Below are 21,410 nucleotides of genomic sequence, written 5' to 3' on the forward strand. Positions count from 1 at the left end.
CCCGGGCACACCGGGTTCTCCTTGCACGTATCCCGCCGGTATCCCGCACGGATCGCCACTCCCTCTCCCCCTTCGGCCTGGAGGCCCCACGCAATGACGCACACGACGACCGACCAGCCCATGCGGAGGCCGAGCGGCGCGACCGTGCCGGTGCTCGCCTTCGCGGGCATCGTTGTCGCGGTGATGCAGACCCTGCTCGTCCCGGTCATCAAGGACCTGCCGACGCTGCTGAGCACCGCGCCCAGCAACGCCACCTGGGTTCTGACCTCGACCCTGCTCTCGGGAGCCGTGGCCACGCCGATCATGGGGCGCCTCGGCGACCTCTTCGGCAAGCGCCGCATGCTGCTCACCAGCCTCGCCGTGATGGTGGTCGGCGCCCTGGTCAGCGCGCTGACCAGCACGCTGCTGCCGATGATCGTGGGCCGCACGCTCCAGGGCTTCGCGATGGGCGCGATCCCGCTCGGCATCGGCCTGATGCGCGACATGCTGCCCCGCGAGAAGCTCGGCTCCGCGATGGCCCTGATGAGCTCCTCGATCGGCGTCGGCGGTGGCCTCGCGCTGCCCGCCGCGGCCCTGGTCGCGCAGCACGCGAACTGGCACGCCCTCTTCTACGGCGCCGCCGGCCTCGGCGTCCTGTCGATCCTTCTCACCCTCCTCGTCGTGCCGGAATCCCCGATGCGCGCCGAGGGCACCTTCGACGTGCTGGGCGCGATAGGTCTGTCCGTGGGCCTCGTCCTCTTCCTGCTGCCGATCACCAAGGGCAGCGACTGGGGCTGGAGCTCGGCCACCACGCTCGGCCTGTTCGGCGCGTCGGCCGCCGTGCTCCTGCTGTGGGGCGTGATGGAGCTGCGCATCAAGGCTCCGCTGGTGGACCTGCGCACCACAGCCCGGCCCGCGGTGCTCTTCACCAACCTCGCCTCGATCATGGTCGGCGTCTCCTTCTACGTCGTCTCCCTCGTCCTGCCCCAGTTGCTCCAGCTGCCGAAGGCCACCGGTTACGGCCTCGGTCAGTCGATGGTCGTCGCGGGCCTGTGCGTGGCGCCGCTCGGCCTGACGATGATGTTCACCGCGCCGGTCTACGCCCGTCTGTCGGCCAAGTACGGCCCCAAGGTCACCCTGATCCTCGGCATGATGATCATCGCGATCGGCTACGGCGCCGGCCTCGGCATGATGAACGCCGCCTGGCAGACCATCGTGACCTCGGTCGTCCTCGGCGCGGGCATCGGCCTCGCGTACTCCTCGCTCCCCGCGCTGATCGTCGGCTCCGTCCCGGCGTCGGAGACGGGCGCGGCCAACGGCCTCAACACCCTGATGCGCTCCATCGGTACGTCGGTGTCCAGCGCCGTCATCGGCATGGTCCTCGCCAACACGGCGAACCACATCGGCGGCGTGGCGATCCCGACCATGCACGGCTTCCACGTCTCCTTCCTGATCGCCACGGGCGCGGTGGCGGTCGGCCTGCTCATGGCCCTCTTCCTGCCCGGCCGGCGCCAGGCGACCAAGCCGCAGCTGCGCGCCAGCAGCGAGGAGGACGCAGCGCTGGAGCGGGCGCACGAGATACTCGGCGGATTCCGCGGCCGGGTCATGAACGCCGACGGCGACCCGGTCGCCCGTGCCAAGGTCACGCTGATCGACCGGCGCGGCCGCCAGGCGGGCGCCACCCTCTCCGGCGAGGACGGCAGCTACGCGCTCGCCGTCCCCGCCCAGGGCCCGTACGTCCTCGCCGCCAAGGCCACCGGTCACGGCCCGCTCGCCTCGTCGGCCACCCACGCCGGCGACGACCGTCCGATCGAGGTCAACCTGGCCCTGCCGGGCGAGACGGTTCCGGCCTGACGTGACCTGTGCACACCCCCGTCGCCCACGCGGCGGGGGTGTTCGCGTATTCCTTCGCGTATTTACAGAAACCGGGCCGGCGGCGGTGTGCCCAATGCCCCCCCAGTCGACGATCACCTTCCGACCTCAACCGAGGTTGAGCTCAAGCCGCCGGAACAGAGGTGAAGCCGCCGGGACAGACGTGCGAGGCGCCATGCCACCATGTGTCCCGCGCACAGATACGTAGAAGTCCACCCCTGGAGGAACCCCATGCCCGCGGCACCCAAGCCGGAGACTCTCGCCGCCTTCGAGGCCGCGAAGGGGTTCATGCCCGTGGGCGAGGGGCTCGCGCTCTACGAGGCCGCCGTCGAGGCCGGGCGGCTCGGGCTGCCGCTCCTCGAGGTGGGCACATACTGCGGCCGCTCCACGATCCTGCTCGCCGACGCGGCACGCGAGGCGGGCGTGACGGCGATCACGGTGGACCATCACCGGGGCAGCGAAGAGCAGCAGCCGGGCTGGGAGTACCACGACCCGTCCACGGTCGACCCGGAGATCGGCCGGATGGACACGTTGCCCACCTTCCGCCGCACACTCCACCGGGCGGGCCTGGAGGACCACGTGGTCGCGTTGGTCGGCCGCTCGCCGCAGATCGCCGCCTTCTGGCAGACCCCCCTCGGCCTCGTCTTCATCGACGGCGGCCACACGGACGAGCACGCGAACGCCGACTACGAGGGCTGGGCCCCGCACGTCGCCGACGGCGGCCTCCTCGTCATCCACGACGTCTTCCCGAACCCGGCCGACGAGTTCACCGGCCAGGCCCCGTACCGCGTCTACCTCAGGGCCCTGGAGTCCGGCGCGTTCACCGAGGTCACGGTGAACGACTCGCTGCGCGTGCTGCGGCGAACGGGAGCGGGGATCTGACGGCACGGTTAGAGTCGCAGACGTGTCGTACGTAGGCCCTGACTTCGATCCTCCGCGGCCGCGCCGTTCCCGGCGTGGGCCGCTTGTCGTCGCGGTTGCCGCGCTGGTGCCGGGGGCGCTGGCCGGGTGGCTGGTATGGCAGGCGGTGGACGGGAACGGGTCGGGGGGTGGGGCCAAGAGCGCGGGGGCACCGTCGTCGTCCTCCGCGCCCGGCAGCCCGAGCACGTCCCCCACGGACGACGGCAAGCCGCGTACGTCCCCCAGCCCCAGCAGCCCCACGCCCTCCGCGTCCCGCCCCGCCGCCACCGGCCCCCTCAAGGGCAAGGTGATCGTCATCGACCCGGGGCACAACCCCGGCAACTTCCAGCACGCCGCCGAGATCAACCGCAAGGTGAACATCGGCACGAACTGGAAGGAGTGCGACACGACGGGCACGTCGACCAACGGGGGTTACACAGAAGCCCAGTTCACGCTCGATGTCGCGCGCCGGATGCGGACGATTCTGCAACAGCAGGGCGCCACGGTGAAGTTCACCCAGGATGGCGACCGTTCCTGGGGCCCCTGCGTCGACGAGCGGGCCCGGATCGGCAACGCGGCGCACGCCGACGCCGTCGTCTCCGTCCACGCGGACGGCTCGGCCGCCGGCAACCGCGGCTTCCACGTGATCCTCCCGGCGTCCGTCCACGCGGGCGCCGCCGACACCCGCCCGATCGTCTCCCCGTCCCGCGATCTGGGCGAGCGCATCGCAGGCCTGTTCGTCCGCGAGACGGGCAGCGCGCCCTCCAACTACGTCGGTGACGGCACCGGACTGGTGGTCCGAAAGGATCTCGGTGGTCTCAATCTGTCAACGGTTGCGAAGGTGTTCATCGAGTGCGGCAACATGCGCGATAGCAAGGACGCGGCGTTGCTGACCAGCGGCGCGTGGCGGCAGAAGGCGGCGCGTGGGATCTCTGAGGGAATCGTGAGTTTCCTGCACGGGTAGCGATCACCGGATCCAACCCGGCGGACACCCTGATCGAGCGGGCGATAGTGTCGTCCCTACGATGAGGGGCCACCCCCGCGCTTCACACCGAGGCCTGACGGCGACACCATGACGGCGACACGGTGACAGCGACGCCTCCACCGATGACGAGACGACTGACGAAGGACCTGAAGTGAATATCCGCTCCCTCACTCGAGGCGACGGCGTGGTGATCGGAGCAGCGGTGTTGCTCTTCATCGCGTCGTTCCTCAGCACATACGACCCGTCGGGCAGCAACTCCCTCAATGCCTGGGACAACCTGGGCCTTGTGATGAGCATGTACATCGGCGGCATCGTCGGTGCGTCCCTGATCGTTGTCGCCCGCGCGCTCCCACAGCCGCGCAAGGTCATCGGGCTCGACCTCGGCCAGCTCGGGGTGGCCCTGACGCTCTTCGCCCTGTGGACCTCGTTCTGGACCATCATCGATCCGCTGGGCGCGTTCAGCGACAGCTTCGGCAGCTCGAACGTCGGCGCGGGCTCCGGTCTGATCCTCGGCCTGATCGCCGCCCTGGTTCTGGCCGGCGCCGCGATCGCCACCCCGCTCGTCCCGGCCCTGGGCGCCGCCCTCGTCGGTGCCCCCAGGCCCATCGCCCCCCAGCCCTACGGCGCCCAGCCGCAGGGTGGTTACGGCTACCCGGGTGCCCAGCCGGGCCAGCCCTACGGCGCCCAGCCGCAGCAGGCGCAGCCGTACGGTCAGCCGCAGTCCCAGCCGCAGCCGCAGCCGCAGCCGCAGAAGGCCGACGTGCCGCAGGCGCAGCAGCCCGCCGGTGACTTCTCGCCGTTCTGGTTCGCCGTGCCGGTGCCGCGTCCGCTGTTCGCGGAGGACGGTTCGCCGACGCCGATCGCCGAACTGGCGCCGGGTACCTGGTACTTGGCCGTCGAGCAGCGTGGTGCGACGCTGGTGGCGCAGACGCAGGACGGCCGTCGTGGCGTTCTGCAGGACTCGTCCGGGATCCAGCGCGGCTGAGCTCCACTCCTCACCGACGGCCTCTCGCCCTTCCGGGCGGGGGGCCGTTGTCGTACAGTCGCAGCACCCGTTGACTGACGGCCCGTCAGAAATGTGGAGGCGGCATGCGGCTCGGTCTCGCACTCGGCTACTGGGGTCGCGGCCCCTCGGCGGACCATCTGCCGCTCGCCCAGGAGGCGGAGCGGCTCGGCTACCACTCCGTGTGGACCGCCGAGTCCTGGGGCTCCGACGCCTTCACCCCGCTCACCTGGATCGCCGCGCACACCTCGCGCATCCGACTCGGCACGGCCGTCGCGCAGATGGCCGCCCGCTCCCCCACCACCACCGCGATGCACGCGCTGACCCTCGACCACCTCTCGGGCGGGCGCATGATGCTCGGCCTCGGTCTGTCCGGCCCGCAGGTCGTCGAGGGCTGGTACGGGCGCCCGTTCCCGAAATCGCCGCTGACCGCGACCCGGGAGTACGTGAATGTCGTACGCCAAGTTCTGAGGCGTGAGGCGCCTGTTGAGCTGGACGGACGCTTCCACTCCCACCCGTACCGTGGCGCCGACGGCACGGGCCTCGGAAAGCCCCTGAAGCCGATCACTCATCCCCTGCGCCCCGAACTGCCCGTCCTGCTCGGCGCGGAGGGCCCCAAGAACATCGCGCAGACGGCCCGGATCGCGGACGGCTGGCTGCCGCTGTACTGGTCGCCGACGCGCCCCCAGGTGTACGAGGCCTCGCTCAGCGACCTGCGCGACGGCTTCCTCATCGCCCCCATGGCCCGCGCCCGCGTCTGCGACGACGTCGCCGAAGGGCTGCTGCCCGTCAAGGCGATGCTCGGCTTCTACATCGGCGGGATGGGGCACGCGGCGCGCAACTTCCACGCCGATCTGATGGCCCGCATGGGCTTCGAGGAGGAGGCCCGCCATGTCCAGGAGCTGTTCCTCGCCGGTCGCCGCGAGGAGGCCGTCCTCGCCGTCCCCGACGCCTTCGCCGACGAGATCTCCCTCGTCGGACCGCGTGAACGCATCGCCGAACGGCTGGAGTTGTGGCGCAAGGGTCCGGTGACCGACCTGCTGGTCCTGTCCCCGGACCCCCACACGCTACGGGTCCTCGCAGAGCTCAACTCCTAGCCGGCCTGGAGCTGGGATGCCGACGGCACCTGGTCCTTGACCTCGGCGCCCGCGCTCTTGCCGGCGCCCTTCACCTTGGTGATGACGTCGTCGAAGGAGCTCGCCGCCGAGTCGTCGCCCTTGCGCAGCTTGGACGGCAGATTCTTGAGGCCGTCGATGCCCGCGGTGAGCGGGGCGACGGCCCTGGAGAGCGTGGGGTCGCCCTGGGCGTTCCTGGACGCGGCCTTCAGGCGGTTGTAGGCAAAGGTGCCGGCAAGCCCTGCCTTGGCCAGCGCGAGGGTCCGGCCCTTCGCGCCCTTCTTGAACTTGCCGGCCTTCCAGGGCTTGACGATCCACTGGTAGGTGGCTCCCGCCGCGAGCCCCGCGTTCGCCACGAAGCGGGTCTTGGCGAGCTTCTGCTTCTCGATGGAGCTGGAGCTGGTCGGGGTGGCGGTCGCGGCCACGGCTGCGGTGTCCCGCGTGGTGCCGTCACCGCCGCACGCGGTGGCCCCGGCGAGCAGGGCGCAGGAGAGGGTGAGCGCCACGATCAGGCGCCGTATCGGTACGGGCACGGGGTCCTCCGGGGACGGGAACGGGTCTCCCTGGGCCAACGGTTCTGGCCCAACGGTTCTCCCTGGTCCCGGGAGAACACGGCTCTCCCGGCAGCCTCACCCGTGCCCCGCGACTGCGCCACTTGAGCGAACCCGTTCGGGTTTCACCCACGCCAGTCGGGCAACCCGCAGGGCATGTCCCCTCGATATCGCAACGGTAATCAGGCGGGGACGGTCATCGCGATCGTCGCGGACATCATGGCCGTCATCCTCGGTCTGTGGATCCTGATGTATCTGCTGGACGCCAACCGCGCCAACGACCTGGTGCAGTTCGTCCATGACGCGGCAGCCTGGCTGGCCGGCTGGTCCCGCGATCTGTTCACCTTCGACAAGGCCTGGGCGCGGGTCGTCGCGGGCTACGGCCTCGCGGCCGTCGTGTACCTCTTCGTGGGCCACGCGATCGCGAACCGCATCCACCGCCACTGACCCACCGGACGGGTCCTAGTCGCAGCAGTCGGGGTCCAGGCCGGTCGGGAGGCGTTCGCCGCCGAAGACCGCGCAGGTGGGCTCGTCGCCGCCCAGCGCGGCGACGGCCAGCAGGAGCGAGCCGGCGGTCCAGCTGGTGAGTTCCTCGGGCCAGACGGCCTGGTCCTCGAAGACGTACCCCGTCCAGTACAGGCCGGTCTTCGGATCGCGCAGGTGCTGGATGGACTGGAGGATCTCCAGGGCGCGGTCGGACTCGCCCACCGCCCACAGGGCGAGGGCGAGTTCGGCCGATTCGCCGCCGGTCACCCATGGGTTGGGGACCACGCAGCGCACACCGATGCCGGGGACCACGAAGCGGTCCCAGCCCTCCTCGATCCGGGACTTGGCCTCCGCTCCGGTCAACGCGCCGCCGAGTACCGGGTAGTACCAGTCCATCGAGTAGCGGTCCTTGTCGAGGAACCGCTCGGGGTGGCGCCGGATCGCGTGCCGCAGGGCGCCGACCGCCAACTCCCAGTCGGGCTGCGGCTCTTCACGCTGCTCGGCGATCGCGAGCGCGCAGCGCAACGCGTGATGGATCGACGAACTCCCGGTCAGCAGCGCGTCGTCGACCGGCGTGCCGTCGTCCTCGCGCTTCCAGCCGATCTGCCCGCCGGGCTGCTGGAGCCCGAGCACGAACTCCACGGCCGCGTAGACGGCCGGCCACATGCTGTCCAGGAACGTGTCGTCGCCGGTGGCCAGGTAGTGGTGCCAGACGCCGACCGCTATGTACGCGCAGAAGTTAGTCTCGCGTCCGCGATCGGTGACGTCGGCGAAGTCCCCGTCGGCGTACGCCGCGTACCAGGAGCCGTCCGCGTTCTGGTGCCGCGCCAGCCACTCGTACGCGCGCTCCGCCGCCTCGTGCTCCCCCGCCGCGTCGAGCGCCATCGCGGCCTCGGTGTGGTCCCACGGGTCGAGATGGTGCCCCCGGAACCACGGAATGGCCCCGTCCGGCCGCTGCACCCCGAGGATCCCGCGCACCGTGGCGGCGGCCTGCTCGGCGGTGAGGACCCCGGGCAGGACGAGGTGTTCTGTCCGGGGCGTCGTCACGAAGCGGCCACCGTGGCGGCGTCGACGGGCCGGTGCGGCTTGGTCGCGTACGCCACGAAGCTCTTGCCGATCAGGGGGTTCAGCGCCTGCTCGGCGACTCGCGTGGCCAGCGGCTTCTTCATGATGTCCCAGACCAGCAGCTTGTGGTACGCCCGCACGGGCAGCGCCTTGTCGTTGTCGACGCCGAACGCGCACTTCAGCCACCAGTACGGCGAGTGCAGCCCGTGCGCGTGGTGGGTGCCGTACGGCTTCAGCCCGGCTTCCCTGATCTTGGCCAGGAGTTCGTCCGCCTTGTAGATGCGGATGTGGCCGCCCTCGACCTCGTGGTAGGCGTCGGACAGCGTCCAGCAGACCTTCTCCGGTCCGTAGCGCGGCACGGTGATCGCGATACGGCCGCCCGGCCGGAGCACCCGGACCATCTCCGCGAGTACGCCCTTGTCGTCCGGGATGTGTTCCATCACCTCGGAGATGATCACGACGTCGAAGGACTCGTCGGGGAAGGGCAGCGCGAGGGCGTCGCCCTCCATGGCCGTCGCGGTGGCCCCGGCGGGCGCCTCGCCGGCCTCCTTCATCGCCGCGAACCACTTGGCGACCTCGCGGATCTCCTCCCCGTTCTGGTCCAGCGCCACGACCTGCGCGCCGCGCCGGTAACACTCGAACGCGTGCCGGCCGGCACCGCAGCCGAGGTCCAGTACGCGGTCGCCCGGGGCGAGCGGGAACCGGGAGAAGTCGACGGTCAGCACGTGGCCCTGCTTTCGCGGTCGGAGGTGGGGGTGGCGCCCGTCGCCGGGGCGAAATCCTGGGGGGCGGGGGTGGTGCCCGCCGGGGAGGTGACGTCCGCGGCGCCTCCGGAACGGCCGGGAGGCGTGACGTCGGAGCGGCCGGGAGCCGTGACGTCGGAACGGCCGGGAGCCGCCGCGGGGGCGACGTCTGCGGCGCCCGCGAAGCCGCCGGAAGCCGTGGCCGCCGAGACGACGCCTGCCGGGCCCGCGAAGCCGCCGGAAGCCGAGGCCGCCGAGACGACGCCTGCGGAGCTCCCGAAGCCGCCGGGAGCCGTGGCCGCCGAGGCGACGCCTGCCGGACCCGTGAAGCCGCCGGAAGCCGAGGCCGCCGAGACGACGCCTGCCGGGCTCGCGGAGCGGCCGGAGGCCGTGGCCGCGGGGGCGACGTCTGCGGAGCTCGCGGAGCGGCCGGAGGCTGCCGCCGCGGGGGTGGCTGTTGCGGCTGCGGAGTGGCGAGGGTCGGTGCGCCCGGAGCAGGTCATCGCCTCGCGGTAGCGGGCCACCGTTCCCTCGGCGGCCCGGGCCCAGGTGAAGCGCTCCAGTACGCGCGCGCGCCCGGCGGAGCCGAGCCGCGCCCGGAGTTCCGGGTCACCTAGGAGCCGGCTCAGCCCAGCGGCCAGCGAACCGGCGTCGCCGGGCGGCACCGCCAGGCAGGTCTGACCGTCGGGCCCGGCGACTTCCGGGATCGCCCCGCCAGTCGTGGCCACGAGCGGCGTCCCCGTGGCCATCGCCTCGGCGGCGGGCAGCGAGAACCCCTCGTACAGGGAGGGCACGCAGGCGACTTCGGCCGAGCGCACGAGGTCGACGAGTTCGGCGTCGGAGATGCCCTTGACGAACTCGACGGCGCCTTCGAGCCCGTACCGCTCGATGGCCTGGGCGACCGGCCCGTCCTCGGCACGCCTGCCGACGACGACGAGATGCGCGCCGGGGTGCTCGGTGCGCACCTTCGCGAGCGCCTCGACGAGGAAGACCAGCCCCTTGAGCGGCACGTCCGCGCTGGAGGTAGTGACGATCCGGCCCGGCACCTGCCGGATCGCCGGATCCGGCGAGAAAAGGTCGGTGTCCGCGCCGATGTGGACGACGTGGATGCGCTCGTCGCGTACGCCGAGGTGGTCGACGATCTCCTGGCGCGAGGTACCGGAGACGGTGAGCACGGACGGCAGCCGGCGCGCGACGCGCTTCTGCATGCGCGTGAACGCGTACCAGCGGCGGACGGACGCGCGGCGCTTCCAGCCCTCGGCGGCGTCCAGTTCCAGCTGCCGGTCGACGGTGATGGGGTGGTGGATGGTGGTGACGAGGGGCGCGCCCACGTCGCCCAGCAGGCCGTAGCCGAGGGTCTGGTTGTCGTGGATGACGTCGAACTCGCCGCGGCGGGCCCGCAGATGGCGGCGGGCGCGCAGCGAGAAGGTCAGCGGCTCGGGAAAGCCCCCGGTCCACATCGTGCCGACCTCGAGCGCGTCGACCCAGTCGCGGAACTCCTCGCGCTTCGGGGTGCGAAAGGGGTCGGGCTGGCGGTACAGATCGAGGCTGGGCAGCTCCGTGAGGCTGAGGTTGTGGCTCAGCTCGGGAAGACCTTCGTCGAGCACGGGGTAGGGCTGGGAGCCGATGACCTCGACGTGGTGGCCGAGCCGGGCCAGCTCGCGCGAGAGATGCCGTACGTACACGCCCTGACCGCCGCAGAACGGGTTTCCCTTGTACGTGAGGAGCGCGATGCGCAGGGGCCGGTCGTCGTCGGCGGCCGCACCCTCCCCGGGGCCCGCCTCCATGGCCTCAGCGGTCACTTACGGCCCCCTTCTCCCTGCACTTTCCCGCGAGATTACGCCGGGACGCTAATCTAGAACAAGTTTCAGACTTGATCGTTCAAGGAGCACTGAATCTACCGGCAGGTAGCGCCGCTGTGAGCGGTGGATCAGGTGATTCACGCCACGACGAAGCAGTCGGGCCGAACGTCACGGAACGGGACTTATGCCTGCGGAAGCCAAGGTGGACACTGCCCGGTCGACGTCATCGGTGTCGCCCCCGCTCACCGAGCGCCAGGAGGCGCGCCGCCGCCGGATCCTGCACGCGAGCGCGCAGCTGGCGAGCCGGGGCGGTTTCGACGCCGTCCAGATGCGCGAGGTCGCGGAGTCGTCACAGGTCGCCCTGGGCACGCTGTACCGCTACTTCCCCTCGAAGGTCCACCTGCTGGTCGCCACGATGCAGGACCAGTTGGAGCATATGCACGGCACCCTGCGCAAGAAGCCGCCGGCCGGGGACACGGCGGCGGAGCGGGTGGCGGAGACCTTGATGCGGGCGTTCCGTGCCCTGCAGCGCGAGCCGCACCTCGCCGACGCCATGGTCCGCGCGCTCACCTTCGCGGACCGCAGCGTCAGCCCCGAGGTCGACCAGGTCTCCCGGCAGACCACGGTGATCATCCTGGACGCGATGGGTCTCGACGAGCCCACCCCGGCTCAGCTCTCCGCCGTCCGCGTCATCGAGCACACCTGGCACTCGGCCCTGATCACCTGGCTCTCCGGTCGCGCGTCCATCGCCCAGGTCAAGATCGACATCGAGACGGTGTGCCGCCTGATCGACCTGACGGAGCCGGAGAAACACGACTAGGACCTACGAGGCGGGTTCCCTTCGCCGGCATTGTCCGGATCAGGTACTGGGGGTCGCCTTCTGGCCTTACTGCTGCCGTCCGGCCTCTCAGCTCTACCGTCGATGTCGGCCTCAGCGGATGCTGATGCGTCTCGCCAAAGTCGGCTACTCCGGTCGAACTCCCTCACTCGTCTCGTAGGCCAATTACAGAATAGAACGTCCAGCGCCAGACAGAACCCCCCAAAGAGGATTTTTTTTCAATCCTCGGGCGGAAACACCGGTTCCCCGCTCTCCAGCAGCGTGATCATGATGGCCTCCACCGGGCAGCCCTCCGCCGCCTCGAGGATCTTCTCGTTGGCGTCGGTCCCCGGTTCGACGGGGTGGGACTGCATGCCGGTGTCGAGGCGGAAGGCGTCCGGGGCGTGGTGGACGCACTGGGCGGAGCCGATGCAGACGGACCGGTCGACCTCGACCTGCCAGCGGTCGCCCATGCTCACGCCTCCCAGCCGGCCGGCAGATGGATCATCTTGTGCTCGAGGAACTCGCCGTAGCCCTCGGGCCCGAACTCCCGCCCAAGGCCGGAGTTCTTGTAGCCGCCGAAGGGGCCGAGCATGTCGAGGCTGAAGGTGTTGACGGAGTAGGTGCCGGTACGGACCTGCCGGGCGACGTCGATGCCGTGCGCGACGTCCGCCGTCCAGACGCTTCCGCTCAGCCCGTAGTCGGAGTCGTTGGCGATCTTTACGGCCTCGGTCTCGTCGCCGTAGGGGAGCAGACAGATCACCGGGCCGAAGATCTCCTCCCGCGCGATCCGCATGGAGTTGTCGACGTCGCCGAAGAGGGTCGGCTCGACGTACCAGCCCCGGTCGAGGCCGCGCGGACGCCCGCCGCCCGTAAGGATCTTGGCGCCCTCCTCCTGGCCGATCCGTATGTAGTCGAGGTTGCGCTGCTGCTGCCGCTCGGCGACCAGCGGGCCCACCTGGGTCGCCGGGTCGAGCGGGTCGCCGACGACCAGCGCGCTCGCCGCCGCCGCGAAGGCGTCCGCGAACTCGTCGTAGCGCGAGTGCGGCAGAAGGATGCGGGTCTGCGCTACACAGGCCTGCCCGTTGTTCATCCAGGCCGCCGAGACGATTGAGGGGACGGACGTGTCGAGGTCCGCGTCCGGCAGGACCACGGCCGCCGACTTGCCGCCCAGCTCCAAGGTCACGCGGGTGAGATGGCGGGACGCGACCTCCATCACGCGTTTGCCGGCCGCGACCGAGCCGGTGAAGGAGACCTTGTCGATGCCGGGGTGCCCGACCAGGTACTCGCTGACCTCGCGGCCGGCCGGGAGGATCGACAGCACACCCTCCGGCAATCCGGCCTCCCGCGCGATCTCGCCGAGCAGGTAGGCGTCCAGGGGCGATTCGGGCGACGGTTTCAGTATGACGGTGCAGCCGGTCAGCAGGGCGGGCGCGAGCTTGGCCGCCGCCACGAACTGCGGGACGTTCCACGGCACCACGGCCGCGACGACGCCCACCGGCTCCCGGCGGACGAGGATCTTGCCGAGGACTCCGTCGCGCGTCTCCTCGTACGTGTAGTTCCGCGCGACCGTGATCGCCGCATCCCACACCATCATCGCGCCGAGGGCCTGCGCGAGGACGCTCCAGGAGTACGGGGAGCCGTTCTCGCAGGAGATGACGCGGGCGATCTCCTCGTGCCGTACGGCGATCGCGTCCTTGATCCGGGTGACGACCTCGATCCGCTCGTCGAGGCTCATGCGCGGCCAGGGGCCGTCGTCGAACGCCTCGCGCGCGGCGGCGACCGCCCGGTCGACGTCCGCCGTGGAGGCGTGCGGCACCCGCCCGATGACCTCTTCCGTGTGCGGCGAGATCACCTCGATGACGTCCTTGCCCAGGGGGTCCGTCAACTCCCCGCCTATGAACAGCTGTCCGTGTTCCACGAGCTCGGTCATGGCCGACTGCCTCCCCGGAAGCATTCTCTGACGCTGCATCAGATACGAGAACTGATACCAGTTCCCGTCGGATGAGTCCACGGGCCGGACCCGTCCGGAGAAAGGTCGACTTGGGCTCCCATCGAAACCTGTTCTAGTTATAGTGGCCGGAACGCGGCGATTGGGGAGCCCATGGCGCAGGTGTCCGACCACGGCGGAGGCGTACAGTCCATCGAGGTCCCCATCCCGGACAATCCACTCGGCCACACGCTCGTGTACGTCGTCGACACCGATCGCGGCCCCGTCCTGATCGACACCGGCTGGGACGACCCCGCCTCCTGGGACACCCTCGCGGAGGGCCTCACCGCCTGCGGCACCTCCGTCGCCGAGATCCACGGCGTGGTCATCACCCACCACCACCCCGATCACCACGGCCTGTCCGGCAAGGTGCGCGAGGCGTCCGGCGGGTGGATCGCGATGCACGCGGCGGACGCGGCGATCGTCCGGCGGACCCGGGAGAACCGGCCCGAGCGCTGGTTCGCCTATATGGCGGCCAAGCTGGCGGCGTCGGGCGCCCCCGAGGAGCATGTGGCCCCCCTGCGCGAGACCGGCACATCACTGCGCCGCCCCAGCACCCTCCCCGGCTTCTCCCCCGCCCTCCCGGACCGCGAGATCGTCCCCGGCGAACTCCTCACCCTCCCGGGCCGCCGCCTGCGCGCGATCTGGACGCCCGGCCACACCCCGGGCCACGTCTGCCTCCACCTCGAGGAGACCCACCCGGCCCAACTCCCTGGCCGTGGCCGTCTGTTCTCCGGCGACCATCTCCTGCCGAGGATCACTCCGCACATCGGCCTGTACGAGGATCCGGACGACGCCACCGTCACCGACCCCCTCGGCGACTACCTCGACTCCCTGGAGCGCGTCGGGCGCCTCGACCCGGCCGAGGTGCTCCCGGCCCACCAGCACGCCTTCGCCGACGCCCCTTCCCGCGTACGGGAGTTGCTCGCCCACCACGAGGAGCGCCTCACCGGTCTCCTCGCCCTCCTCTCGACCCCGCTCACCCCCTGGCAGCTCGCCGAGCGCATGGAGTGGAACCGTCCCTGGGACCAAATCCCCTACGGTTCAAGGAGCATCGCGGTCTCGGAGGCGGAGGCCCATGTGCGGCGGCTGGTGAAGCTGGGGCGCGCGGAGGCGGTGACGGGGAGCGACCCGGTCACGTACAGAGCCGCCGTATAAACGCATCGAGATCCCGGGCCCGCAGCTGATACCAAGGGGCCCATGGATCCCGTCGAAGACCTCCTCGCCGAGCGCGCCTGTGAACGGCTCGTCCTCGACTTCGTCCGCCGCCTGGACATCGGTGAACCCGGCACGGTCGCCGACCTGTTCACCGAGGACGGCACCTGGCAGTGGCCGGAGGGCGACCGCGTCGTGCGGGGACGGGACGCGCTGCGGGAGTACTTCGGCTCTCGCCCCGCGGACCGGCTCTCGCGCCGCGTCATGACCAACATCATCGTCACCCTGGCCTCCCCCACGACAGCCACCGCCACCTCGTACTTCACGACCTACCGCGTCGACGGCCACACCGGCGGCATGGTCCCGGCCGGCCATCCCGTCCAGGTCGGGAACTACGAAGACGTCTTCCGCAAGGCCGGCGGCACCTGGCAACTGACCTCGCGCACCCTGTTCCTGCCGTTCGGCGGCCCGACACCCCGCCAGTGACGTACACCGTCGAGCGGCGCCGCGACGGGCAACAACTCCTGCTGGGGCGCGCCCCGCCGAGGACCGCTGCTCCGACGTCGGCCTGTTCCTCGGTTCCTCGGGGTGGCGGACGGTGACCCGGCCCCACCTGCGCGAGCTGACGGGTGGGCGTGCGGGCGATGATTCCGCGGCGCGGCGAGAGTCTGTATGGCGACCGCATTCTTCGGAAAGGTGAACCGATGAGTAGCCTGCGCGACCTTCTCCAGGCGTACGTCGACGACGGCACGGTGCCGGGAGCGGTGGGACTGGTGGCCCGCGGCGACCGCGCCGCCCGCGTCGACGTACAGGCCGTCGGCTCCGTCGACGTCGAGGGCAGCGCCCCGATGGCCCGGGACTCGATCTTCCGTATCGCCTCGATCAGCAAGCCGATCACCGCCGCGGCCGTGATGATGCTGGTCGACGACGGCGTGATCGCGCCGGAAGAGCCGGTCGACGGGTGGCTCCCGGAGCTGGCCAAGCCGATGGTCGTCCGTACGCCGTCCAGCCCCGTCGACGACGTCGTCCCGGCCGCGCGGGCGATCACCGTCGCCGATCTGCTGTCCTCCCGGGCCGGCTGGGGCTTCCCCTCCGACTTCACGCTGCCGCAGGTCCAGGCGCTGTTCGAGGTGCAGAAGGACGGCCGCGAGCCGCAGGCCTTTCCGGCGCCGGACGCGTGGCTCACGGACCTGGCCCGCATTCCGCTGCTGTACCAGCCGGGCGAGGCCTGGCTGTACGGCACCTGCTCCGACCTCCAGGGCGTGCTGATCTCACGGGTCGCAGGCCGTCCACTCCCGGAGTTCCTGGCCGAGCGGATCTTCGCACCGCTGGGCATGACGGACACCGCCTTCGAGGTGCCGGTAAGCAAGCGCGACCGTTTCACCAGCTCCTACCGAACCGCCCAGGACGGCGGCGGTCTCGAACTGGCCGACGCCCCCGAGGGGCAGTGGAGCAGCGTTGCGCGGTTCCCCTCCGGCGGCGGCGGACTCGTCTCGACGGCCGACGACTGGCTGGCCTTCGCGCGCATGCTGCTCGCCGACGGTACGGCGGGTGGCCGTCGCCTGCTGTCCTCCGATGCGGTACGGCAGATGACCAGAAACCACCTCACCTCCGCCCAGCGCGACATCGGCGCGCTGTTCCTGGAGGGCCAGGGCTGGGGCTACGGCGCCCAGGTCGACATCGAACCCACCGACCCCTGGAACACCCCGGGCCGCTACGGCTGGACCGGCGGCACCGGCACGACCGGCCACCTCGTCCCGTCCACCGGCACGGTCACCCTGCTGCTCACCCAGGTCGCCATGCAGAACCCGACACCGCCCCCGCTGATGCGCGCCTTCTGGCGCCACACGACTCACGCCCCGCACTGAAGCAGCGCCCGCCTCACAGGCGGCCCTCAGGTGAATCCCTACGGGCCGGTAGAGTGAGCGGGTCGTCATCACACCCGTACGGGGGGAAGCCGGTGCGAATCCGGCGCTGACCCTTCCCCAGCTCTCGGCTTCGCTCGAGCCGGGGAGACCCCAATCGTGAACCGCCGCCCCGGTGGTGAGCCGGATCGCCTCGCGTGGGACGTGACCGGCTCGTGCCCTCGGCAGCCCGCCGATGGCCGGCACCGTCGAGGGATACGGAGCCGGAGTCGCCCGGATGCTTCTGCGTGCCCGGTGCTGCCCGGCTCCCCGCAGGGAGAGTCATGATTGTTCGCCGCAGCGCCGCGGTACTGGCCGTCACCGCCGTGATCGGCACGGCCCTCGCGCCGGCCGCCTTCGCGGACGCGTCCCCCGCTCCGTCCCAGGCGATTGCCTCCGGCCTCTACGGTTCCACCGCCCCCACCTACGACGGTGTCTGGCGGCAGTCGCTCGCGCTGCTCGCCCAGCACACCGTCGGTGTGAAGTCCCCGGCGAAGGCCGTCGACTGGCTGACCGGCCAGCAGTGCGCGGACGGGGCGTTCGCGCCGTACCGCGCCGACGCCACGACGAAGTGCGACGCCAAGACCGCGGTCGACACGAACAGCACGGCCGCCGCCGTACAGGCCCTCGCCGCGCTCGGCGGCCACGACACCGAGACCGGCAAGGCCGTCGCCTGGCTGAAGTCCGTACAGAACAAGGACGGTGGCTGGGGGTACGCCCCCGGCGGCGGGGCCAGCGACACCAACTCGACGTCCGTGGTGATCGGCGCGCTGGCCTCGGCCGGCGAGAAGCCCGATGAGGTCGCCAAGGGCGGCAAGTCGCCGTACGACGCCCTGGTGAAGCTGTCGATCCCGTGCGGCGAGGACGGCGGGGGCGCGTTCGCCTACCAGCCGGACAAGAAGGGCAAGCTCGCGGCGAACGCGGACGCGTCGGCGGCGGGCGTGCTCGGCGCGCTCGGCAAGGGGTTCGTGACGACGGCCGGGAAGGCGCCGTCGGACGGGTACGTCTGCGGCGACGCGAACGGCCTCACCCCGGCGCAGGCGGCCCACAACGGCGCGGCCCATCTCTCGGTCGCTCTGCACGACACCCCCTACCTGAAGTCCGCGATGCCAGGCGCCAAGGACCAGCCCGACTACGGCAACACCGCGGACGCGGTCGTCGCGCTCGCGGCCGCAGGCTGGACCACGTACACGAAGAAGCCGCTGGCCTGGCTGGAGAAGAACTCCGGCACCTGGGCCGCGAAGGCCGGTCCGGCCGCGTACGCCCAGCTGATCTTCGCCGCCCACGCCACCGGCGCCGACCCGCGCGACTTCGGCGGCGCGGACCTCGTCAAGCAGCTGGGCGCGACCGGCCCGGCGACGGACGCGTCCGACTACTCGGCCGCCCCGAGCGACGAGAAGAAGAAGGACGACGGCAACGGGCTCGGCGTCTGGTGGATCGTCGGCGTCGGTCTCGTCGCCGGCATCGGCGTCGGCTTCCTGATCAGCGGCCGCAACAAGAAGCAGCTGTGAGCCGTCGCCGGACGCCCGCGCCGGCCTTGGCGGCCCTGCTGCTCCTCGTACTCGGCGGCGCGGGGCAGGCCCACGCCGTCGGCTACCGCTACTGGTCCTTCTGGGACCTGACCGGCGGGAAGTGGACGTACGGGACACAGGGCCCGTCGACCGAGCGGCCGTCCGACGGTGACGTCCAGGGCTTCCGCTTCGCGGTGAGCGAGGACTCGCGGCACGCGGTACGGCCGCGCGGCGACGCCGAGTTCGCCGGCATCTGCGCCAAGACGCCTGCCCGGTCCGGCACGAAGCGGGTGGCCCTCGTCATCGACTTCGGCGTCCCCGCCGACGCGCCGTCCGCCGAGACACCGCCGTCCCCGCGCACCGCCTGCGCCCGCGTTCCCTCCGACGCGACGACGGCCGACGCCCTCGCCTCGGTCGCGAGGCCACTGCGCTACGACAGCAACGCCCTCCTGTGCGCCATCGCCGGCTATCCGCACACCGGCTGCGGCGAGCAGGTCTCGGCCACCCGGCCGACGAGGTCCACCGCCTCCCACGCCAAGCCGGCCCACCACGGCCCGTCGCTGGGCCTCCTGGCGGGCGTCACCGCGGTGGCCCTCCTGGGCGGTGCCGCCATCTGGCAGGCGCGGCGCCGTCGAGGGTGAGGCGGGTGGGGATGATGACCAAGGGCGACCGTGAAGCCGCTGGCGCTGCGGGCAATCGCGGCGCAGGGCGACGGGGGTCCCCCCGCTCGAGCGAAGCCGGGAGTGGGGGAGGCTGGGCACAGCCACCAGCGCGGGGTGCCGGCCAGACCCAAGGCCCACTGAAGCGCCGTAGAACCCCGGAGGCGAACCGCAGCAACGCCCTCCACCCAGGCGCCTGGTGGATCTGGGCCCTCGGCCTGGGGACAGCCGCCTCCCGCACCACCAACCCCCTCCTCCTGACCCTGCTCATCGCCGTAGCGGGATACGTCGTGGCGGCACGCCGCACCGCGGCCCCCTGGGCCCGCTCGTACACCGCGTTCGTCAAGCTCGGCATCACCGTCCTGGGCATCCGGCTGGCCTTCGCCGTGTTCCTCGGCTCCCCCATTCCCGGCACACACCTCCTCGTCACGCTCCCCGAAGTCCCCCTTCCGCACTGGGCGCAGGGCATCCGCATCGGCGGCCGGGTCACCGCGGAGGGCCTGGTCTTCGCGCTGTACGACGGCCTGAAGCTGGCCACGCTGCTCATCTGCGTCGGCGCGGCGAACGCCCTCGCCAACCCGGCACGGCTGCTGAAGTCGCTGCCGGGAGCGTTGTACGAGGCGGGCGTCGCGGTGGTCGTCGCGCTGACCTTCGCGCCGAACCTGATCGCCGACGTACAGCGGCTGCGGGCCGCGCGCCGGCTCCGCGGCAGGCCCGACCGGGGCCTGCGCGGACTGCTGCAGGTGGGACTCCCGGTTCTGGAGGGCGCGTTGGAGCGTTCGGTCGCTCTCGCGGCGGCGATGGACGCGCGCGGGTACGGGCGTACGGCCGAGGTCCCGCCGGCCGTACGCCGTGCCACCACCGTACTGACGCCGGCCGGACTGCTCGGCGTCTGCGCGGGCACGTACGGACTGCTGACCGCCGAGGGCGCAAGCTACGGTCTGCCGCTGCTGCTGGCCGGGCTGGCCGCGGCGCTCGGCGGGCTGTGGCTGGGCGGCCGCCGCTCGCTGCGTACGCGGTACCGGCCGGACGTGTGGGGCGTACGGGCGTGGCTCGTCGCGGGGTCGGGCATCGCGGTGGCGGCGCTGCTGGTCGCCGCCGCCTCGTACGACCCCGCCGCGCTGCGCCCCGGCGTCGTACCGCTCGTGGCCCCCTCCCTCCCGCTCTGGCCGGCGGCGGCGATCCTGCTCGGCCTTTTCCCCGCCTTCGTCGCCCCGATCCCCAAGGAGCCGTCGTGATCCGCTTCGAGGATGTCTCCGTGACGTACGACGGAGCGGCCGAACCCACCGTCCAGGGCATCGACTTCGAGGTCCCCGAGGGGGAACTCGTGCTGCTGGTCGGCCCGTCCGGGGTCGGCAAGTCGACCGTGCTGGGCGCGGTGAGCGGCCTCGTCCCGCACTTCACGGGCGGAACGCTGCGCGGCCGGGTCACGGTCGCCGGGCGGGACACCCGCACCCACAAGCCGCGCGAACTCGCGGACGTGGTGGGCACGGTGGGCCAGGACCCGCTGTCGCACTTCGTCACGGACACCGTGGAGGACGAACTCGCCTACGGCATGGAGTCGTTGGGCCTCGCGCCGGACGTCATGCGGCGCCGCGTGGAGGAAACTCTCGATCTCCTGTCCCTGGCGGACCTCCGCGACCGTCCGATCGCCACGCTCTCCGGGGGCCAGCAGCAGCGCGTCGCCATCGGTTCGGTGCTGACCCCCCATCCAAGGGTCCTGGTCCTCGACGAACCCACGTCGGCCCTGGATCCCGTCGCCGCGGAGGAGGTCCTCGCCATCCTCCAGCGCCTGGTCCACGACCTCGGCACCACCGTCCTGATGGCCGAGCACCGCCTGGAACGCGTCGTCCAGTACGCCGACCTGCTCGCTCTCCTCCCCTCTCCGGGAGCCGCCCCTCTCCTCGGCACCCCGTCCGAGGTGATGGCCGTCTCCCCGGTGTACCCCCCGGTGGTGGACCTCGGCCGCCTGGCCGGCTGGTCCCCGCTCCCCCTGACGGTGCGCGACGCACGACGAAGGGCGGGGGCGCTGCGCGAGCGCCTGTCCGGGGCGGCACGCGAAGGCACCGCGGCTCCAACACCGCCACCGCCCGTGCCCGTGCCCGTGGCCGTGGTCCAATCCCTGGCCGTCCGGCGCGGGCGCGTCGAGGCGCTGCGCCGCGTCGATCTCACCGCCGCCCCCGGCGAGACCATCGCGCTGATGGGGCGGAACGGGGCCGGGAAGTCCACGTTGCTCGGCGCGTTGGTCGGGCTGGTGGAACCCGCCGCCGGATCCGTCCGGGTCGGCGGGGCCGTGCCGCATCGCACGGCGCCGCGTGAGCTCGTACGGCGGGTGGGCCTCGTACCGCAGGAGCCGCGGGATCTGCTGTACGCGGACACGGTCGTCGCCGAGTGCGCGGCGGCGGACCGGGATGCCGGGGCCCCGGCCGGGACGTGCCGGGCGCTGGTCTGCGAGCTGCTGCCGGGGATCGGGGACGACACGCACCCCCGGGACCTGTCGGAGGGCCAGCGACTGGCGCTCGCGCTGGCCGTCGTCCTGACGGCCCGCCCCCCGCTGCTGCTCCTCGACGAGCCGACCCGCGGCCTCGACTACGCGGCGAAGGCCCGGCTGGTCACGATGTTGCGCGGGCTGGCCGCCGAGGGCCACGCCATCGTCCTGGCGACCCACGACGTGGAACTCGCCGCCGATCTCGCCCACCGGGTGGTCATCCTCGCGGAGGGCGAGATCGTCGCCGACGGCCCCACCGCCGAGGTGGTCGTCGCGTCTCCGTCCTTCGCCCCGCAGGTCACCAAGGTGCTGGCCCCGCAGCCGTGGCTCACGGTCGCCCAGGTCAGGGACGCACTCTCGTGACAGGACCCGAAGCACGACGGCA

At 71.7% G+C, this 21,410-nt stretch carries 20 protein-coding genes and 1 riboswitch; of the genes, 14 read left to right on the plus strand and 6 right to left on the minus strand.

Annotated elements, in window-relative coordinates:
- Positions 1 to 93: 93 nt before the first annotated feature.
- From AB0D27_RS19325 to AB0D27_RS19345, 5 genes are all read left to right on the plus strand, one after another.
- Positions 94 to 1,833 carry an MFS transporter gene (locus tag AB0D27_RS19325; RefSeq protein WP_362509812.1) on the plus strand — a complete coding sequence of 580 codons (1,740 nt, stop codon included), beginning with the start codon at positions 94 to 96 and terminating at the stop codon, positions 1,831 to 1,833.
- Between the two features lie 249 nt (positions 1,834 to 2,082).
- Positions 2,083 to 2,733 (plus strand): class I SAM-dependent methyltransferase, encoded by a 651-nt coding sequence (locus AB0D27_RS19330; RefSeq protein ID WP_362509815.1) that lies wholly within the window; start codon positions 2,083 to 2,085, stop codon positions 2,731 to 2,733.
- 22 nt (positions 2,734 to 2,755) lie between these two features.
- On the plus strand, positions 2,756 to 3,715 hold the full coding sequence (locus AB0D27_RS19335) for an N-acetylmuramoyl-L-alanine amidase (RefSeq protein ID WP_362509818.1): 960 nt from the start codon (positions 2,756 to 2,758) through the stop codon (positions 3,713 to 3,715).
- A 172-nt stretch (positions 3,716 to 3,887) separates the two neighbouring features.
- Complete coding sequence (locus AB0D27_RS19340) at positions 3,888 to 4,721, plus strand: hypothetical protein (RefSeq protein ID WP_362509820.1); 834 nt, start codon at positions 3,888 to 3,890, stop codon at positions 4,719 to 4,721.
- 104 nt (positions 4,722 to 4,825) lie between these two features.
- Positions 4,826 to 5,836 carry an LLM class F420-dependent oxidoreductase gene (locus AB0D27_RS19345; protein ID WP_362509823.1) on the plus strand — a complete coding sequence of 337 codons (1,011 nt, stop codon included), beginning with the start codon at positions 4,826 to 4,828 and terminating at the stop codon, positions 5,834 to 5,836.
- Here the strand turns inward: AB0D27_RS19345 and AB0D27_RS19350 are convergent.
- Positions 5,833 to 6,387 (minus strand): hypothetical protein, encoded by a 555-nt coding sequence (locus AB0D27_RS19350; RefSeq protein WP_362509826.1) that lies wholly within the window; start codon positions 6,385 to 6,387, stop codon positions 5,833 to 5,835. The two genes, AB0D27_RS19345 and AB0D27_RS19350, sit on opposite strands and share 4 nt — an antisense overlap.
- 174 nt (positions 6,388 to 6,561) lie before the next feature.
- On the opposite strand from AB0D27_RS19350, the gene AB0D27_RS19355 reads away from it, so the two are divergent.
- Positions 6,562 to 6,852: a hypothetical protein gene (locus tag AB0D27_RS19355; protein WP_362509829.1), complete on the plus strand. Its 291-nt coding sequence runs from the start codon at positions 6,562 to 6,564 to the stop codon at positions 6,850 to 6,852.
- Positions 6,853 to 6,867: 15 nt separating this feature from the next.
- Here AB0D27_RS19355 and AB0D27_RS19360 read toward each other — a convergent pair whose 3' ends face one another.
- The 3 genes from AB0D27_RS19360 to AB0D27_RS19370 are packed head-to-tail and all read right to left on the minus strand — an operon-like array spanning position 6,868 to position 10,501.
- Positions 6,868 to 7,938 (minus strand): prenyltransferase, encoded by a 1,071-nt coding sequence (locus tag AB0D27_RS19360; RefSeq protein ID WP_362509832.1) that lies wholly within the window; start codon positions 7,936 to 7,938, stop codon positions 6,868 to 6,870.
- Positions 7,935 to 8,681 (minus strand): class I SAM-dependent methyltransferase, encoded by a 747-nt coding sequence (locus AB0D27_RS19365; protein ID WP_362509835.1) that lies wholly within the window; start codon positions 8,679 to 8,681, stop codon positions 7,935 to 7,937. The genes AB0D27_RS19360 and AB0D27_RS19365 overlap by 4 nt, the downstream gene beginning before the upstream one ends.
- Positions 8,675 to 10,501 carry a glycosyltransferase gene (locus AB0D27_RS19370; RefSeq protein WP_362509838.1) on the minus strand — a complete coding sequence of 609 codons (1,827 nt, stop codon included), beginning with the start codon at positions 10,499 to 10,501 and terminating at the stop codon, positions 8,675 to 8,677. The genes AB0D27_RS19365 and AB0D27_RS19370 overlap by 7 nt, the downstream gene beginning before the upstream one ends.
- Positions 10,502 to 10,685: 184 nt before the next feature.
- Between AB0D27_RS19370 and AB0D27_RS19375 the strand changes: the two genes are divergently transcribed.
- Positions 10,686 to 11,321: a TetR family transcriptional regulator gene (locus tag AB0D27_RS19375; protein WP_362509841.1), complete on the plus strand. Its 636-nt coding sequence runs from the start codon at positions 10,686 to 10,688 to the stop codon at positions 11,319 to 11,321.
- Positions 11,321 to 11,496: riboswitch (TPP riboswitch) on the minus strand. (Overlaps the previous gene by 1 nt.)
- A 61-nt stretch (positions 11,497 to 11,557) precedes the next feature.
- Here AB0D27_RS19375 and AB0D27_RS19380 read toward each other — a convergent pair.
- Together AB0D27_RS19380 and AB0D27_RS19385 are read right to left on the minus strand one after the other, a co-directional pair.
- Positions 11,558 to 11,791 (minus strand): ferredoxin, encoded by a 234-nt coding sequence (locus AB0D27_RS19380; protein ID WP_362509916.1) that lies wholly within the window; start codon positions 11,789 to 11,791, stop codon positions 11,558 to 11,560.
- Positions 11,792 to 11,793: 2 nt separating this feature from the next.
- A complete protein-coding gene (locus AB0D27_RS19385; protein WP_362509844.1) occupies positions 11,794 to 13,251 on the minus strand; it encodes an aldehyde dehydrogenase in 1,458 nt (485 codons plus the stop codon).
- Between the two features lie 171 nt (positions 13,252 to 13,422).
- Here AB0D27_RS19385 and AB0D27_RS19390 point away from each other — a divergent pair, with 171 nt between their 5' ends.
- From AB0D27_RS19390 to AB0D27_RS19420, 7 genes are all read left to right on the plus strand, one after another.
- Positions 13,423 to 14,466, plus strand: a complete 1,044-nt coding sequence (locus AB0D27_RS19390) for an MBL fold metallo-hydrolase (RefSeq protein WP_362509847.1) — start codon at positions 13,423 to 13,425, stop codon at positions 14,464 to 14,466.
- A 42-nt stretch (positions 14,467 to 14,508) separates the two neighbouring features.
- Positions 14,509 to 14,949 (plus strand): nuclear transport factor 2 family protein, encoded by a 441-nt coding sequence (locus tag AB0D27_RS19395; protein WP_362509850.1) that lies wholly within the window; start codon positions 14,509 to 14,511, stop codon positions 14,947 to 14,949.
- 218 nt (positions 14,950 to 15,167) lie between these two features.
- On the plus strand, positions 15,168 to 16,331 hold the full coding sequence (locus AB0D27_RS19400; RefSeq protein ID WP_362509853.1) for a serine hydrolase domain-containing protein: 1,164 nt from the start codon (positions 15,168 to 15,170) through the stop codon (positions 16,329 to 16,331).
- A 320-nt stretch (positions 16,332 to 16,651) separates the two neighbouring features.
- Positions 16,652 to 17,878, plus strand: coding sequence for a prenyltransferase/squalene oxidase repeat-containing protein (locus AB0D27_RS19405; RefSeq protein WP_362509856.1), 1,227 nt, complete (start codon positions 16,652 to 16,654; stop codon positions 17,876 to 17,878).
- Entirely contained in the window at positions 17,875 to 18,519 is a 645-nt protein-coding gene (locus AB0D27_RS19410; RefSeq protein WP_362509859.1) for an SCO2322 family protein, read from the plus strand. Before AB0D27_RS19405 ends, AB0D27_RS19410 begins: the two co-directional genes overlap by 4 nt.
- Before the next feature lie 158 nt (positions 18,520 to 18,677).
- Positions 18,678 to 19,775: a CbiQ family ECF transporter T component gene (locus tag AB0D27_RS19415; protein ID WP_362509919.1), complete on the plus strand. Its 1,098-nt coding sequence runs from the start codon at positions 18,678 to 18,680 to the stop codon at positions 19,773 to 19,775.
- Complete coding sequence (locus AB0D27_RS19420) at positions 19,772 to 21,388, plus strand: ATP-binding cassette domain-containing protein (protein ID WP_362509862.1); 1,617 nt, start codon at positions 19,772 to 19,774, stop codon at positions 21,386 to 21,388. Before AB0D27_RS19415 ends, AB0D27_RS19420 begins: the two co-directional genes overlap by 4 nt.
- The last annotated feature ends 22 nt before the right edge of the window (positions 21,389 to 21,410 follow it).

Origin of the sequence: Streptomyces sp. NPDC048415 (assembly GCF_040651675.1) — a bacterium.
GTDB lineage: Bacteria > Actinomycetota > Actinomycetes > Streptomycetales > Streptomycetaceae > Streptomyces.